This is a genomic window from Streptomyces sp. NPDC043176 (genome assembly GCF_056436715.1).
Genome location: NZ_JBWKCA010000002.1, coordinates 434,529 through 448,500, shown reverse-complemented (window position 1 = coordinate 448,500; position 13,972 = coordinate 434,529). Strand labels below are relative to the sequence as shown.

Sequence of the window (13,972 nt, the reverse complement as noted above, 5' to 3'; positions counted from 1 at the left end):
GGCGCGGCAGCGCCACGGCCGGACTCCAGCCCTCCACGCCGGTCACGCCTCCGCGGTGCCGACCCCCGCCGCACCGGCTGCCTCGCCGGCGATCCGGTCGAACTGCGCCCCCATGGCCGCGGCGAGCGCCTGGGCGGCGGAGAGCGGCCGGACCATGACGGTGAATTCGTCGATCCGGCCCTCCTCGTCGAAGTGGAGGAAGTCGCAGCCCTGGATCCGCTTGCCGTCCACGGTGGCCGTGAAGACGAAGGCGTGGTCGCGCCCGTCGGGGTTCGCGATCTCCCGCTGGTAGGCGAAGTCCTCGAAGACGCGCATCACGCCGCGCAGGATCGCCGCGGTGATGGCCTTGCCGGGATACGGCTTGAAGGCGACAGGACTGGTGAAGACGACGCCGTCGGCCAGCAGCGCCTCGATCGCGGCCTCGTCGCGGTCCTCTACGGCCCTGCGGAAGGGGTGCACGGGATCACCTTTAGTCAATTCATTGAATAGGCGCATCGGAGAGTATGAGGAACACGTCCCGGTGTCTATACTCACTTCTGCGACTAATCAAGGATGCGAGCCCCTCGGGGGCGGGAAGTCGCACGGCTCCAGGAAAGAGGCCCTGCCCATGACCGCCACACCCGTTCGCTTCGCGCGTTTCGTCGCCCTCGGCGACAGCCAGACCGAGGGCGTCGGCGACGGCGACGACACCACGGGGCTGCGCGGCTGGGCCGACCGCCTCGCCGAGCACCTGGCGCGACACGAGCCCGGTCTGCACTACGCCAACCTGGCCGTCCGGGGCCGCGTCGCCCACCAGGTCCGCGCCGAACAGCTCGCGCCGGCGCTCGCGATGCGACCCGACCTGGCGACCGTGGTGGCCGGGGTCAACGACCTGCTGCGGCCCCGCTTCGACGCCGACGAGGTCGCCGGCCACCTGGAGGCGATGTTCGCGGCGCTCACCTCCGGCGGAGCACGCGTCGCCACCCTCGCCTTCCCGGACGTCACCCGCCTGATGCCGCTGGCCAGGCCCGTACGCCCGCGCATCACCGCCCTCAACGACCGCATCCGCGCGGCCGCGGAACGGCACGGCGTGCTCGTCGTGGAGACCGGTCACCACGAGGTCGTGAGCGACCCACGACTGTGGAGCCGGGACCGCCTGCACGCCGGTCCGATCGGACACGAACGCATCGCCGCCGCCGTCGCCCACGCCCTCGCCCTGCCCGACAGCGACGACTCCTGGGCCCTGCCCCTGCCCACGCCGCCCGGCCCCGGCACCGCCGGTGTCGCCGGCGAACTGCGCTGGGCCGCCGAGTTCCTGGGCCCGTGGCTCGGGCGCCGGCTGCGGGGCCGCTCCTCCGGCGACGACCGTGCCGCCAAGCGCCCCGACCTCACTCCGCTCCACGCCGAGGGCACCGCACGAAGGTGACGCCGACCGGCCCGGAGGCGTACGGGGCCCGCCTGCTGAACCCCGCCCCACCGCACGCCCCCTGGCCGCCCGGCCCCCGGGCGTGCCGCATGGCCACGGCCGCCGCGGGACACCCCGGGGCGGCACCCGCCATCCGGCACGCGGCACCCCCGCCGGATGTCATCATGTGATCTTCGGAGGGGATACCGAGGGGGTCGGTGTGGCTGGCGCACGTCGTGTGGCGCTCTTGATCGGTGTGCGGGACAACCCCGGTGTCGCGCGGCTCCTCCGCCCGCTGGGAACCACCGTCGACGCCGACCTCGCGGCGATGGAAGCGGCGCTGCGGGGAAGCGACTACGCCGTCGAGACGCTGCGCGACCCCACCCGCAACGAGATCACCGAGCGGATCACCTCGCTGGCACTCGGCGCGGCACCCGGCAGCACGCTGCTGCTCTACTTCACCGGGCACGGCGTACGCATCGGGGACACCGACTATCTGGTGCCCGCCGACGCCCGGGCCTCCGCCGGGAGCGGCGGAGCGGCGAAGGGCGAAGCGGCAGGAGACGAGGCCGCGGGCGGCGGGGGCAGGGGCGGCGGCATCGCGGGCGGCGGGATCGGGAACGGCCCGACGCCCGAAGGGGGTCGCCTTCCCGGCGAAGCCGGGGGCGGCACGGGCCGTTACGGCGAAGCCGGGGACGGTCCGTGCCGGTACGGCGGCGCCGGCGGCGGCCGGGACCGCGGCGGATGGGACCAGCCGCACGTGCGTGAGTCCCTCCTCGAAGCCGACATCAGCCGGTACCTGGCCGACTGCTCCGCCGACACGGTCCTGTGGATCGTCGACGCCTGCCGCTCGGCCGAGGACGAGGGAGCCCCCGCGTTCGGAAGCCGCATCGTCACGGGGCCGCCCGACTCCGGCTTCGCCGTGCTGACCGGCTGCGGGCCCAACGAACCGAGCGGCGCCACGGAGGCGGGCAGCTTCTTCTCGCTGGCGCTCGCACGGGCCTTCGACCCGCTGACCGAGGCCACCACGGTGGAGCAGGTGTACGAGGCGGCACGCCGCGAGACGCAGCACCTGGCCCGGCTCGCGCGGGCCGCGCCGCAGCGGGTCCTGATCCACTACGGCACCGACCGGGAGGCCGAGACCCGGTCCCGCGAGGTCGCCAGGGGCCGGCGCCTCCTTGAGGAGTGGCAGGAGGCCGTGCGCGTACCGGCGCTCTGGGACCACGTACCGGCGGCCGACGGCGAGGTCGTCGCCGACTTCCAGGACTGTCTGGCCCGCCTCGCCGCGGACGTGGCCCGGCAGGTGCACCACGCGCGGGAACGGCTCGACGACCCGTGGGCCGACGACGAGTTCCCCGTACGGCTGCTGCGCGACGTGCTCCCGACGCTGCTGTCGAAGGACGCCGAGCTGTCCGCCCTGGAGGTCACGGCGCTCGTCGCCGGCGTCCTGCTGCACGAGGCCGCCTGGGCCGACCGGTTGAGCCAGGCGGCCGAGATCCGTCCGCGCAGCGTGCACCGCCGCTCCGACGCCGACGAACCCCGGCGGCACTACGAGCAGATCACCGAGCAGCACCCCCAGATCACCGACAAGCTGACGGGCTGGTACCGGTGGGACACCGCCCCGTCGGACGACCGCCATGCCGTCGTGCTGTGGCTGGTCCACCGGTGGATCGCCGAACGGTTCGCCACCGACGAGGAGGCCGTGCCCGAGGTCTGGTCCGCCGGCTTCGTGACCCGGCTCCTGGACGGGTCGGACCAGCCGGCACGAGGTCGGTGCACGACGTCGACCGGCCGGGCGGCCCAGCTCTCGGCCGCGTTGCGGACCGTCGCCACGGGCCTCGCCCTCGGCGAGCCGCCCGAGGGACGCCGCAACGCGCTCCCCGACCGCCACGTCGTGCGCAAGACCCCGCAGCGCCTGCGGACCGGCCCCCTGGCGGCGCTGCTCCGGCTGGCGGGACTGCTCGCCTTCGACGCCCGGCGGATGCCTGAGGTCGTCGCCGAACACCTGGCCGTCTCCGATCCCGTGGTGCCGGCCGAGCTGATCACAGTGCTCCGCGACGCCGTGTGGGACCTCGACCGGACCGGCGAGGCACCCGCGTACCTGCATCTCGACGCCGTCTGCCCCCACCCCGCGATCCACGCGGCGCTCACCGCGACCGTCGAGGACGCCGACGAACTCGTCCACGCGCTCGCCGAGACCGCCAGGCGGCTCCCCACCGACGAGGGCGCGCTGCTGAGCGGCCTGCCGACCCGCCTCACGGTCCACCGGCTGCGGCCCGCCGAGCAGGACGGCATCGACGCCTACGACGTGCCCCTCACCCGTTTCACCCTGGCCCAGACGGAGATCCGCCGCCTCCTCATGGGCGAGGAGCTGTACGACGGCAAGCCCACGCTCGCCCTCCGTGAGCTGTACCAGAACGCCCTGGACGCCTGCCGCTACCGGGAGATGCGCGTCCGCTACCTGGGGAGCCGCGGCAAGGCGCCCCGCCCCTGGACGGGCGGGATCGCCATCCGGACCGGCCGGGACGAGCGGGGCCGCTACGTCGAATGCCTCGACAACGGCGTCGGCATGACCGAGAAGCAGCTCAGGAGCACCTTCACGCAGGCCGGCCGCCGCTTCGACCAGTCCCAGGCGTTCCGTCGCGAACAGGCCGCCTGGCTCCGCCAGGACAGGACGCTGCGCCTCTACCCCAACAGCCGCTTCGGCATCGGCGTCTTCAGTTACTTCATGCTGGCCGACGAGATGGTCATCGTCACCCGCCCTGTCGGCCCCGACGGCCGACCCGCCGAGAAGGCGCTGCGCGTGGAGATCCCCGTCAGCGGCAGCCTGTTCCGCGTCCGCGAGGTCGACGAGCGCGGCACCACGGTCCTCCCCGACGGCGGCACCCGCGTGCGCCTCTACCTGCGCGACGACCGCCACGTGACGGGCGCGTCCTGCCTGTCAGCCCTCCGTTCCCAGGTCCTGGTCAGCGAGTTCACCCTCGACGTACGGGACGAGCACGGCCGCGGGGCCACCTGGGGGGCCGGCGCCCTCCAGCCGGGCGAGGGGAAGTTCACGGTGGCCGCGGAGTCGGCCGTGGAGGCGGTGCCCGGCGTCCTGTGGTGGGTCGCGGGCAACGGGGCGATCGTGTGCGACGGCATCGTCACCGACAAGGGCTGCCTCGGCTACGTCCTCAATCTCTCCGGCGAGCACCGCGGCAGACTGAGCGTCAACCGCAACAAGTTGGAGGAGTACGACACCAGGTGGGCCCACGAGCAGATCCGCCGGGGCGCTCGCGCGCTGGCCGAGTGGCCCGGGCTGACGCTCGACTGGCTGTGGTCCATGGAGACGCGGCATCCCACGATCGCCCGGATGCTCTGGAGGCAGTGGCGGGGCCGGGGCGTGCGGGTCGCGGCCGGCCACGGCCGGACGGTCGACCTCGACGAGGTCGGCTGGTTCAGGCTGGACTCCTCCGTGGGAGAAAGGTCGGGGGGCAAGGCCGAGAACGGCCTGGCCCGTGACACCGTCCTGCCCTGGCGCGGCGCGGCCCTCGGCCGACGGCCTCGCGGAGAGCTCGAAGCGCCTCCCGTGTCCCTCGAAGGGCATCCGGTGCCTCGGCCCGGCTGGTCGGACATCGCCGGCAAGGTCGGAGGCGACTGGCGCAACGCGGTAAGGGTCGCCCACGCGCAGGGGATCGAGGTCTCGGAGGTGCTTCGCGCGGCCCGGTCGCTGCGCGTCGCGCATCCGCGCCTGGCCGCCCCGCCCGTCCTCCGCACCGGCGGCCTCGACTGGAAGCCGGACTCCACCGACCTGCACATCATGTCCGGGCTCCTGGGGTGGCCCAAGGACAGGTACAGCAGCCTTGCCATCGCTCTCGGGGACCGCATACCGATCCCGCGGGATTCCGCGGACAGAGGTCTGCTCTCCTACCGGCACGACTCACGGGACCTCAGCGGAATCGCACGAGCGTCGTTCGAGTACCGCGCGCAGCTGGGCGAGTTGGTCGACGCGTGCGCGAAGTACACCCCCTTCCTGCCCACGCCCCTTCCCGTCGTCCCGGACCACCACCGCGACCACGTGTGCACCGGGGACGAACTGTCCCTTCTCTACGCCCCCGTGGACGAGGACACTTGGCGTCCCGCGACGACCGCCTGGGACCTCCGGGCAGCGGCACTCCGGGTGGGCTGCACTCCGCGGGAGGCACTCCGCACGGTCACCGCCTTCGGCTGGCTCCGTTCCGCTCCCGATCCCACCGTCGTGGAGCGCTGGGCCTCGGTGTCGCCCGACCTCTTCGACCTCCTGAGGCGTTACGTCGTCGACACCGGCGACGGACAGGCGATGCTGCCATGGGCCGCCACGCTCGGCCTCGCCTCGGAGTGGGAGATCCCGCTGCACAAGGCGGAGCGGATCCTCTCCGCCCACGCGCGGAAACTCGGCCTGGCCCACCAGCGCCGGTACGCCAAGGGATCGGCGGGGCGCGGGGGCGTTCCGTCGCCCGAGACCGGCCGGCTCGTGGGCTGGTTGCACGAGGAGGGCATCCGGCTCGAAGGCGGTGTGTCCCTCCGGGACCTCGCCTACGTCCGGCCGCACAGGACCACGTGGGAGGAGCTCTCCTGGACCCTCGACGAACTGCGCTCCTCCGGGGTGTCCGCGCCCGACGCGGCGCGCCTGCTGCGGGCCTGGGACGACCTGCCGACGCTCAGCAAGTACGCCTTCTCCGGCGTGGACCCCGCTTGGGACGCCGCTGACTACCCGGTCCCCGCCACCTCGGCCGTCCTGCTCACCGCGAGCGGGCAGCTGCGCGAGAAGCTGTCGTCGCTGTGGAGGACGGCCGCCCGCGAAGCCGAGCGTCTGGAGCTCGGGCGCGAGCTGACGGCGGCGGAACTCCCGAAGGAGCTCAAGAAGTTCTGTCCGTCCTGGCAGACCACGAAGGCTCTGGTCACCTACGGGTTCGACGACGAGAACGACGGTGAGTGGTCCGAGACCCCCACCTGGACACCGCTCACCCCCACGAGCCTCGCCGTCTACGCCCGCGAGACCCGCCGGACCGTCCGCGACGCATACGCCGAACTCCTCCCGCTCCGCGCCATCGGCGCCCTCGTGCCCCCGCTCGACGCCGACGCCGTGGCCGGGCTGCCCGCCGACGTGCCCGACGCGTACGCCGTCGCGACCGTCGACCCGGCCCATCGTGTGTCCCCCGCGGGGTCGCCGCTGGTGCCGCTCGACCTGGTCAGTGTCGCGGGCCGGCTCGGGGAGCCGGTCGGCCGCACGTGGGAGCGGATCAGGCCCTATCTGGCCCTCGAAGGAGGGGCGCCGCGGATCAGCGGTGTGCCCGAGGTCGTCCCCCGCTGGCAGGATCTGGTGATCCTCTCGGAACGGCTGGACGGGATGCTGCCCGCCCTGGGCGGGACGGTGGGCCGGGAGCGGGTGGCGGCCCTCGCCGGGGCGGTCGGGGAGTCGCCCGCCTGGGTGCGGGGGCGGCTGGACGTGTACGCAGGGATGTTCGGGCTGGAAGTGGAGCCCGAGGACGCGGACGAGAAGGCGCACGAAGACGGCGACGCATGACGAGCACGAGCGCGAGCACGCGGGGCCGGCCGCACGACCACGGCACGGTGTACGCGGAGGAGGACCTCGGCGAGGTCGACGCCACGCTGTTCACCCGGCGGACGGTGCCCGGTACGGGGGTCGTGATCGTCGGCGACTGCCCTCGCTGTCACGGCCGTACGGAGACGCTGTTCGCGTGGGCCCTTCCGGGGACCGGCACCAAGGGGGTGCTGGGCCGGATGCTGGGGAGCGGGGCGGCACGCGGGGCGGCGGTGGAGCCTGATCCGCTGACGGACGAGACGCACTTCTGCGAATGCGGGCACGCGCACCCCGGGTGCCCGCCGGACACCTCGTTCCGCGGGTGCGGGGCCAGTTGGCGGGCCCGGTGACCGCGCAGTCGGACCGGCGGTGGGCCGAACGGGCCCGTGAGCTGGAGTTCACGCGGCTGCCGGAACTGCGCAGGCAGGCCGAGGGCTGGCGCACCGGCCTGACCGGGCTGACGACGCTCCTCGCCGTGCTCGTGCTGCTGAAGGGCCGGGACAACCTCGCGGACCTCCCGGAGTGGGCGCGTCACACGGCGACCGGGTCGCTCGTGACGGCGTTCGTCCTGCTCGCGGCGGGTTCGCTGCTCGCGGTGCGGGCCGCGCACGGGGTGCCGGGGAGCGAGATCCTGCTGGGGGGACAGTCGTTGCGGCGCTGGACCGAGCAGGAGGTGTCACGGGTGACGCGGGCGCTGGCCCGCGCCTCGGTCTGCTGTGTGCTCGGTGTCGTCCTGGTGGTCGGGGCGGTGATCCTCGCCTGGGTCACGACGGGAGGCGGCGGCGTCCCGGCTCCCGTCGTGGACGTGCTGACGCGGACCGGCCGCGCCTGCGGCGAGCTGGTCGCCGCCGACGGCCGTCAGGTGTCGGTCCGCACCGGCTCCGGCGTCGTGGTCGCCGTGCCCCAGGCCGACGTGGTGAGCCTGCGCCCGACGCGTGCGTGCGGCACGGCCCCGTAGCTTCGCCGCCCGGGGCGCGGGCCGCTCGACGGACGCGGTCCCGGCGGGGCCTTCCCCCGCGACCGGGGGCGGGACCGGGGCCAGGACCGGGGGCGGGACTGGGACCAGGACCAGGACCGGGGCCGCTCTCAGCGGATGCCCTCCCAGAGGAGCCGTTCCCGTGGGCGCGGGTCGGTGACCACGGTGGGTGTGGTGGTGAAGGTCATCGTCGCGCGGGTCTCCTCGTCGTACGCCGGCCAGCCGGGGTCGCCGGTCGTGGCGAAGGAGACCCAGGAGCCGTGCATCGCGTCGGCGAGCGCCTGGGGCGGGTGGTCGCCGAGCAGCGGGGCGTACGAAGGGTCGTGGAGGCGGTCGAAGACGAAGGGCAGCTCCAGGGCGTGGCAGGCGCCGAGGGCGCCGTCGAACCGGGGGGACCGCCAGGCGAACTCGTAGAGGTACGAGCCGGGGACGGATTCGGCCAGGCGGAGGGCGGGGATCCGGTAGAACCAGTCGGTGGCCACCGCGTCGAGGAGTTCGCCCGGCGTGGCGTCCGGGCGGGCGGCCCGGTAGACGGGCAGGGCTTCGGCCGGGTCGAGGCCGTAGGCCGCGGTCATGGCGCGGAGCGAGGACGCGGGGAAGACGTCGAGCCGCCGCGTCGGGACCAGGAAGAGGCGGTACTCCTCGCGGTTGCTGCCGATGAGGAGGTCGACGCCGCAGTCCGGGCCCGGGAGGGCGCGGCCCGGCCGGACCGGTTCGAAGGGCATCATGTCGAGGACGGCCTCGCCCCACCTCGCCGGGTCGGGGTCGGCGCCCACCTCGGCCCGCAACTCGGCCTGTGCCGGGAGGAGTTCCTTCAAGGGGACGGCTTCGAAGGCCGTCGGGGTCGGTTCGATGCCCAGTTTCTCCGCGAGGCGGGCCGCGATCAGCCGCGCCGACGACGGGCGCAGGTGGTGGTGGCAGGCTCCGCTCTGCAGGATCGCGCGCCGGAACAGTCCGCGGGCCGCTTCGGTGGTGAGCAGCAGGCCGATGCTCATGGCGCCCGCCGACTCGCCGAAGACCGTGACCCGGTCCGGGTCGCCGCCGAAGGAGGCGATGTTGTCCCGGACCCAGCGGAGTGCGGCGATCTGGTCGAGGAGGCCGCGGTTGTCGGGGCGGCCGGGCAGGTGCAGGAAACCGTCGGTTCCCAGGCGGTAGTTGGGCGTGACGCAGACGACGCCGTCCCGGGCGAAGGCGCTTCCGTCGTAGCCGGACGCCGAGCCCGAGCCGTTGGTGAACGCCCCTCCGTGCAGCCAGACCATCACGGGGAGGCCCGCGCCCGGCCCCGGGGCGGGGGTCCGGATGTCGAGGTTCAGACAGTCCTCGCCGGGGATGTCGTTCTCCGGGATGAGCGTGTCGAACGGCGGGGCGTAGGGGGCGTGCGGCGCCGTCGGTCCGTGGGCGGTGGCGTCGCGTACGCCCGTCCAGGGCTCGGGCGGGGCGGGCTCACGGAACCGTCGGGCGCCGAAGGGCGGGGCGGCGTAGGGGACGCCGAGGAAGGAGGTCACCCCGTCGGGGGAGGTCCGGCCGCGGACCTCCCCCTGCCGGGTGCGGCACACCGTCATGCCGACAGCACCTCCAGGAGGGCCTTGCCGAACTCCTCGGGGCGTTCGAGGTGGACGGCGTGCCCGGCGTCCGCCACGGCGACCTCCCGGACGGTGCCGCCGGCCTTCGCGTAGCGGTCCAGGACGTGCCGCGTCTGCGCCAGCATCGGCTGCGCCGGGGTGCCGTCCCAGCCCGGTACCGCCCCGAGGGCGCCCAGGTGGGCCAGGTCGAACAGGGAGGTGTCCGAGACGATGACGTCGTCCTCGCCGCGGATCCACAGGACGGGCGGCTTCGGGTCGATCAGGTGGAGGTCGTCCACGCGGAAGTGGACGGGGGCGAGGCAGTTGAGCACGCCGCGGGTGCCCGGCGCGATCCCGGGCCAGGCGGGGGACGGCGTGCTGTCGCCCGGGTAGTGGTCGTCGCCGAGGCGCGTGGTGAGCATGGCGTCGACGTACGCGTCCTCGTGCTCGGGGCGCAGCGGCGGTTTGACGTAGCAGGCCGCGAGGACGGAGCGCGGTGAGAGCGGGGAGTCCTCGCCGCGGTCGCCCTCGGCGAGGAGCCGGACGAAGTCCGGGTTGGCGGTGCCGCCGCCGGATCCGGCGCCGTCCTGGGAGTTGAGGGTGCCGTCCGCCCCGTGGGTGCCGCCGAAGCCGTACGGGGAGACGGGGTTGACCAGGGTGAGGGACCGCACGGCGGCCGGGTGGTCGCGCAGGAACTGCAGGGCGACGCCACCGCCCATCGACCAGCCCACCAGGTGGGCCCGGTCGATGTCGAGGGCCGCGAGCAGCTCGGCGAGGTCGTCGGCGTAGTCGCGCAGGCCGCGCGTGGCGTCGACGGGGAGCGGGTCCGTGCCGCCGAAGCCGCGCAGGTCGACGGCGAGGGCGCGGTAGGGGTCCGGCAGCGTGGCCAGGGTGGTGTGCCAGAACGCGGAGGAGGAGACGTTGCCGTGGACGAAGACGACCGGTTCGCCCTCGGTCCTGGCTTCGGTGATCTGCTGGGTCAGCCGGCCGGTGGTGACGCGGCGGGTGTGGAGCGTGGTCATCGGCGGGTCCTTCAGGAGAGCCAGGTGGCGACCTGGGCGGCGGCGGAGGTGTGCCAGCCCAGTTCGAGGTGGTTGGCGGCGGCGATGGTGGCCCTGCCGCCGACGGTCGGGATGCCCGTGGTGTCGAGCGCGCTGGAGATGAAGACGACGCCGTCGCTGGGTCCGCGGTTCTCGTTGAAGATGCCGACGATGTCGGCGGATCCGCCGGCGAGGAGGTAGGTGGTGACGGAGGCCGGCACCCCGGCGGCGTGCAGCGGGGCGATCAGCGATCCGGCGTCGATGGCGGCCTGGATGCCGCTGCCGGCGGTGTAGAGGCCCTGGCCGCCGTAGTAGGTGGTGTACCAGTCCTGGGCGGCGCCGTCGACGCCGTACGTCCCGTCCCAGCGGGCCAGCATCTGGCGCTGACCGGGGTAGTTGTCCTGACCGCCGGCCGGGGTCGTCGAGAACTCGGGGTGCACGGTGTACAGGCCGTAGCAGGTCATGTGGGAGTGCGGGGAGGGCGCGTTGACCTTGCCTCCGCATTCGGGCCAGATGGAGAAGTCGTGGGCCCAGCCGTGGGCGTAGGGGTAGTCGTAGCCGCCGTTCGGGCCGCCGAGGGTGACGAGCCTGCGCACGTCGCCGGCGTACGGCCGTCCCCAGGCGGGCTTCAGGGACGACACGTAGGCGCGGGTGGACATCTCGCCCTTGCTCCAGCCGACGAGGTCCACCTTGTCGACGCCGAGCTTCGCCTTGACGGCGGCGACGGCGTCGCCCACGATCTGCGCCTGCATCAGGTTGTCGCCCTGCTTGTGGGCGAAGCCGACGGCGAACACGCGGTGGCCGCGCTGGGAGAGGTACTGCATGAGTCCGGTGGACGGGCAGGAGGCCGCGCCGCAGCCGTAGCCGCCGGATTCGCCGGGGTTGGCCCAGGCGCGGTCCGCGGTGTCGTTGGCGCCGTGCACGAGGAGGACGGGGGTGGTGCGGCTTCCGGTGTTCCAGCCGGGTGCCGAATAGAGCAGGAACCGGGCCGACGAGGGCCGCGTGACGCCGCCGAAGTAGGTGACGCGCTTGCCGTCCTGGTCGCCGCGGCCGTCGGCCGGGTAGCCCTCGGTGCGGAATCCGGTGGTGGTGTCGAGGTAGCGCTCGACGCGCTCCCAGCCGTTGGTGACGGTCCCGGCCCCGTAGCTCGCCTCCAGGGTGAGGTAGGGCGGCGGTGTGGCGGCGGCGGTCCCCGCCGTGCCGCTCGCGGCGGCGGGCGACACCACGGCGGCCGCCGCGACGACCCCCAGCACGGCCATGACCCGGGCGGCGCGCAGGCGCCACCGCCGTCCCGCACTCCGTCTGTCGGCCACGGTCCCGACCTCCCCCACTCGTGCGCTCCCGGCGCGTCGGCCCGGTGCCGTCCCGGCATCGGGTCTGCACACGGTAGGCGGGTGGGCGGGGCCAGGGCATGTGGGCAGAGCACACAAAGGGAGCGTCGTTCATGGGCGCCCGCGGGCGGGCGGGTCCGGAGGGATCGCGAAGGCGACCGAGGGTCGGGACGGGCGGCCATGGAGACGGCGTGCATCTCCGCGCACCGAACTACGGTGCCCCACCACATACGCCCCTGACCTGCTGCTTCCTACGGCGTGGCGACACGAAACGTCCCCGTCCCGCTGCCTGGAAGTTGCCACTGAGACGTCGTCTCATGTGGCGGGTTGAGCAGCCTGCCCTGTGTGGTGAGGGTCGAGCGCCTGGTGCCGGACGAGCTGTGGGAGCTGTTCCAGCGGGTGGTCCCGCCGGCTCCGGCACGACCGCAGGGCGGCGGCCGACGCCGGCACGGGGACCGCGACGCCGGCGGCCCGTCAAGCTCCACGCGGACAAGGGGTTCGACTACGACCACCTGCGCCGCTGGCTCCGCCCGCCTGCACGTCACCGATCCCGCCTCCGGCGCCCAATCGAAGGTGGAGCCGGCCGGTGACCTGCTCCACCACCCGCCGGTCGAATCGGAACTCGGGCCGGCCCTCCGCCTCGACGACCTCACCGCGGCCAAGACCGGGGCTCTTTTCGGCCGCGGCGAAGTCCGGGACGCCATCGACGTCAACGCGCTGCCGAAGGCCGGCGGACCCACCACAATCGTGCTGCGGGCAAGGACTCCGGCGGCTACGCCCGCGCCTTCACCACCCCCCGAACTCGGCATCCAGGAGATCGCCGAACGGGACGCCCCTGGCCTCCCACGGTTACGGCCGCGCGGCCTGACCGTCGCCGCACATCGCCTGCCCGTACAGCGTCTTCAGCGCGTCGTCGATGGGGTGGCGCCGCGGCGTACCCGAGGAGTCCGACGTGTTCCACCTCTGGAGGTTGACCGCGACCGACATCTGGCGTTTGCCGTCGGCCCGGGTCAGGGAGATCGTTCCGGCCCCCCAGACGGTGCCGTCGTGACCCCAGAAGGTGCCGCAACCCGGGATGTCGACCTTGTGCAGACCGAGGCCGTACTGGATCGTCGATCCGTCCAGGGCGATGACCGGGACCGTGCGCTGCATCTCCTCCAGCGACGACCGGTTGACGATCTCACCGTCGAGCAGCTTGCCGTAGAAGCGGTTGAGATCGTCCGTGGTCGACACCAGGGCGGCCCCCGTCCCCGTCCAGGACATGTTGTAGACGCTGTAGTCGCGCGGCGGGTCGAGCAAGCCCCACAGGGCCTCGTACATCCGTGAGTGCGGCCCCTGGATCCGCGTCCCGGTCGGGAACCCGGTGTGCCGGAGGCCGGCGCGCTCGATGACGTTCCGGGTGATGTACTCCTCGGCCGGGATACCGGTCACGTGCTCCAGGAGCTGGCCAAGGAGCAGGTAATTGGTGTTGGAGTACACCCCTGTGGGGCCTCCGGGCTCGCCGGTGGGAGGCGCGTTGAGCCCCAGTTCGATCAGCTCGGCCGGGCGGAACTGCCTGAACCGGTTGTCGTCCAGGCTCTCGGGCGAGCCGGTCTGGAGGGACGGGAACGCGTATCGGATGTAATCGGGGATGCCGCTGGTGTTGTTGAGCAGCATCCGCACCGTGATCTTCCGGCCGCGCTCCCCCGGCACCAGGTGCGGCAGGTGGTCACCGATCGGCGCATCGAGCTGGATCCGGCCCTGCTCGACCTGCTGCATGACCGCAGCGGCGGTGAAGGTCTTGGTGATGCTCCCGACGCGCTGCCGCATGTCGGGCGTGACGGGACGGCCGGTCGTGACGTCGGCGACCCCGGAAGCACCGCGCCATGTCCGGCTGCCCTCGCGCACCTCGGCGTACACCCCCGGTATCCCCGCACGGTGGACACCGTCCAGGGCGGACTTCAGCTCCGCGGGACGGAAGGGGGACGACGGGCTCGTGCCGCCGGCCGCCACGGAATGTGCCTCATCGGGTGCGGGAGCTGCCGCCACCGTGCCCGCGCAGACGCTCAGCGCGGCCACACTTCCACACATCGCCAGTCGGATGTTCAAGACAGTCGTCCTTTCATGATCAATGAGT

Annotated in this window: 9 protein-coding genes and 1 pseudogene; 5 read left to right on the top strand and 5 right to left on the bottom strand. The window is 73.5% G+C overall.

Features of this window, described 5'->3' with window-relative positions:
* Window positions 1–42: 42 nt before the first annotated feature.
* A complete protein-coding gene (locus AC067A_RS04580) occupies window positions 43–459 on the bottom strand; it encodes a nuclear transport factor 2 family protein (RefSeq protein WP_478614426.1) in 417 nt (138 codons plus the stop codon).
* Window positions 460–607: 148 nt separating this feature from the next.
* Here AC067A_RS04580 and AC067A_RS04575 point away from each other — a divergent pair, with 148 nt between their 5' ends.
* The 4 genes from AC067A_RS04575 to AC067A_RS04560 all read left to right on the top strand — a co-directional run bounded on the left by AC067A_RS04575 (window position 608) and on the right by AC067A_RS04560 (window position 7,905).
* Window positions 608–1,405: an SGNH/GDSL hydrolase family protein gene (locus tag AC067A_RS04575; protein ID WP_478614423.1), complete on the top strand. Its 798-nt coding sequence runs from the start codon at window positions 608–610 to the stop codon at window positions 1,403–1,405.
* Window positions 1,406–1,604: 199 nt separating this feature from the next.
* Window positions 1,605–6,929 (top strand): HD domain-containing protein, encoded by a 5,325-nt coding sequence (locus tag AC067A_RS04570; RefSeq protein ID WP_478614420.1) that lies wholly within the window; start codon window positions 1,605–1,607, stop codon window positions 6,927–6,929.
* Window positions 6,926–7,297, top strand: a complete 372-nt coding sequence (locus AC067A_RS04565) for a hypothetical protein (protein WP_478614418.1) — start codon at window positions 6,926–6,928, stop codon at window positions 7,295–7,297. Before AC067A_RS04570 ends, AC067A_RS04565 begins: the two co-directional genes overlap by 4 nt.
* Window positions 7,294–7,905 carry a hypothetical protein gene (locus AC067A_RS04560; RefSeq protein ID WP_478614416.1) on the top strand — a complete coding sequence of 204 codons (612 nt, stop codon included), beginning with the start codon at window positions 7,294–7,296 and terminating at the stop codon, window positions 7,903–7,905. Before AC067A_RS04565 ends, AC067A_RS04560 begins: the two co-directional genes overlap by 4 nt.
* A 128-nt stretch (window positions 7,906–8,033) precedes the next feature.
* Here AC067A_RS04560 and AC067A_RS04555 read toward each other — a convergent pair whose 3' ends face one another.
* The 3 genes from AC067A_RS04555 to AC067A_RS04545 are packed head-to-tail and all read right to left on the bottom strand — an operon-like array spanning window position 8,034 to window position 11,838.
* Window positions 8,034–9,485, bottom strand: a complete 1,452-nt coding sequence (locus AC067A_RS04555; protein WP_478614414.1) for a carboxylesterase/lipase family protein — start codon at window positions 9,483–9,485, stop codon at window positions 8,034–8,036.
* On the bottom strand, window positions 9,482–10,507 hold the full coding sequence (locus AC067A_RS04550) for an alpha/beta fold hydrolase (protein WP_478614411.1): 1,026 nt from the start codon (window positions 10,505–10,507) through the stop codon (window positions 9,482–9,484). Before AC067A_RS04550 ends, AC067A_RS04555 begins: the two co-directional genes overlap by 4 nt.
* Window positions 10,508–10,518: 11 nt before the next feature.
* A complete protein-coding gene (locus AC067A_RS04545; RefSeq protein WP_478614408.1) occupies window positions 10,519–11,838 on the bottom strand; it encodes an esterase/lipase family protein in 1,320 nt (439 codons plus the stop codon).
* Between the two features lie 363 nt (window positions 11,839–12,201).
* Here AC067A_RS04545 and AC067A_RS04540 point away from each other — a divergent pair.
* Window positions 12,202–12,319: pseudogene (locus tag AC067A_RS04540) on the top strand (IS5/IS1182 family transposase); the annotation flags it as partial.
* A gap of 386 nt (window positions 12,320–12,705) precedes the next feature.
* On the opposite strand, the gene AC067A_RS04535 reads toward AC067A_RS04540, so the two are convergent.
* Complete coding sequence (locus AC067A_RS04535) at window positions 12,706–13,944, bottom strand: serine hydrolase domain-containing protein (RefSeq protein ID WP_478614404.1); 1,239 nt, start codon at window positions 13,942–13,944, stop codon at window positions 12,706–12,708.
* Between the last annotated feature and the right edge of the window lie 28 nt (window positions 13,945–13,972).

Coding starts and splice junctions, on each gene's coding strand:
- AC067A_RS04575 (WP_478614423.1), top strand. CDS start 608: ATGACCGCCACACCCGTTCGCTTCGCGCGTTTCGTCGCCCTCGGCGAC.
- AC067A_RS04550 (WP_478614411.1), bottom strand. CDS start 10,507: ATGACCACGCTCCACACCCGCCGCGTCACCACCGGCCGGCTGACCCAG.
- AC067A_RS04565 (WP_478614418.1), top strand. CDS start 6,926: ATGACGAGCACGAGCGCGAGCACGCGGGGCCGGCCGCACGACCACGGC.
- AC067A_RS04555 (WP_478614414.1), bottom strand. CDS start 9,485: ATGACGGTGTGCCGCACCCGGCAGGGGGAGGTCCGCGGCCGGACCTCC.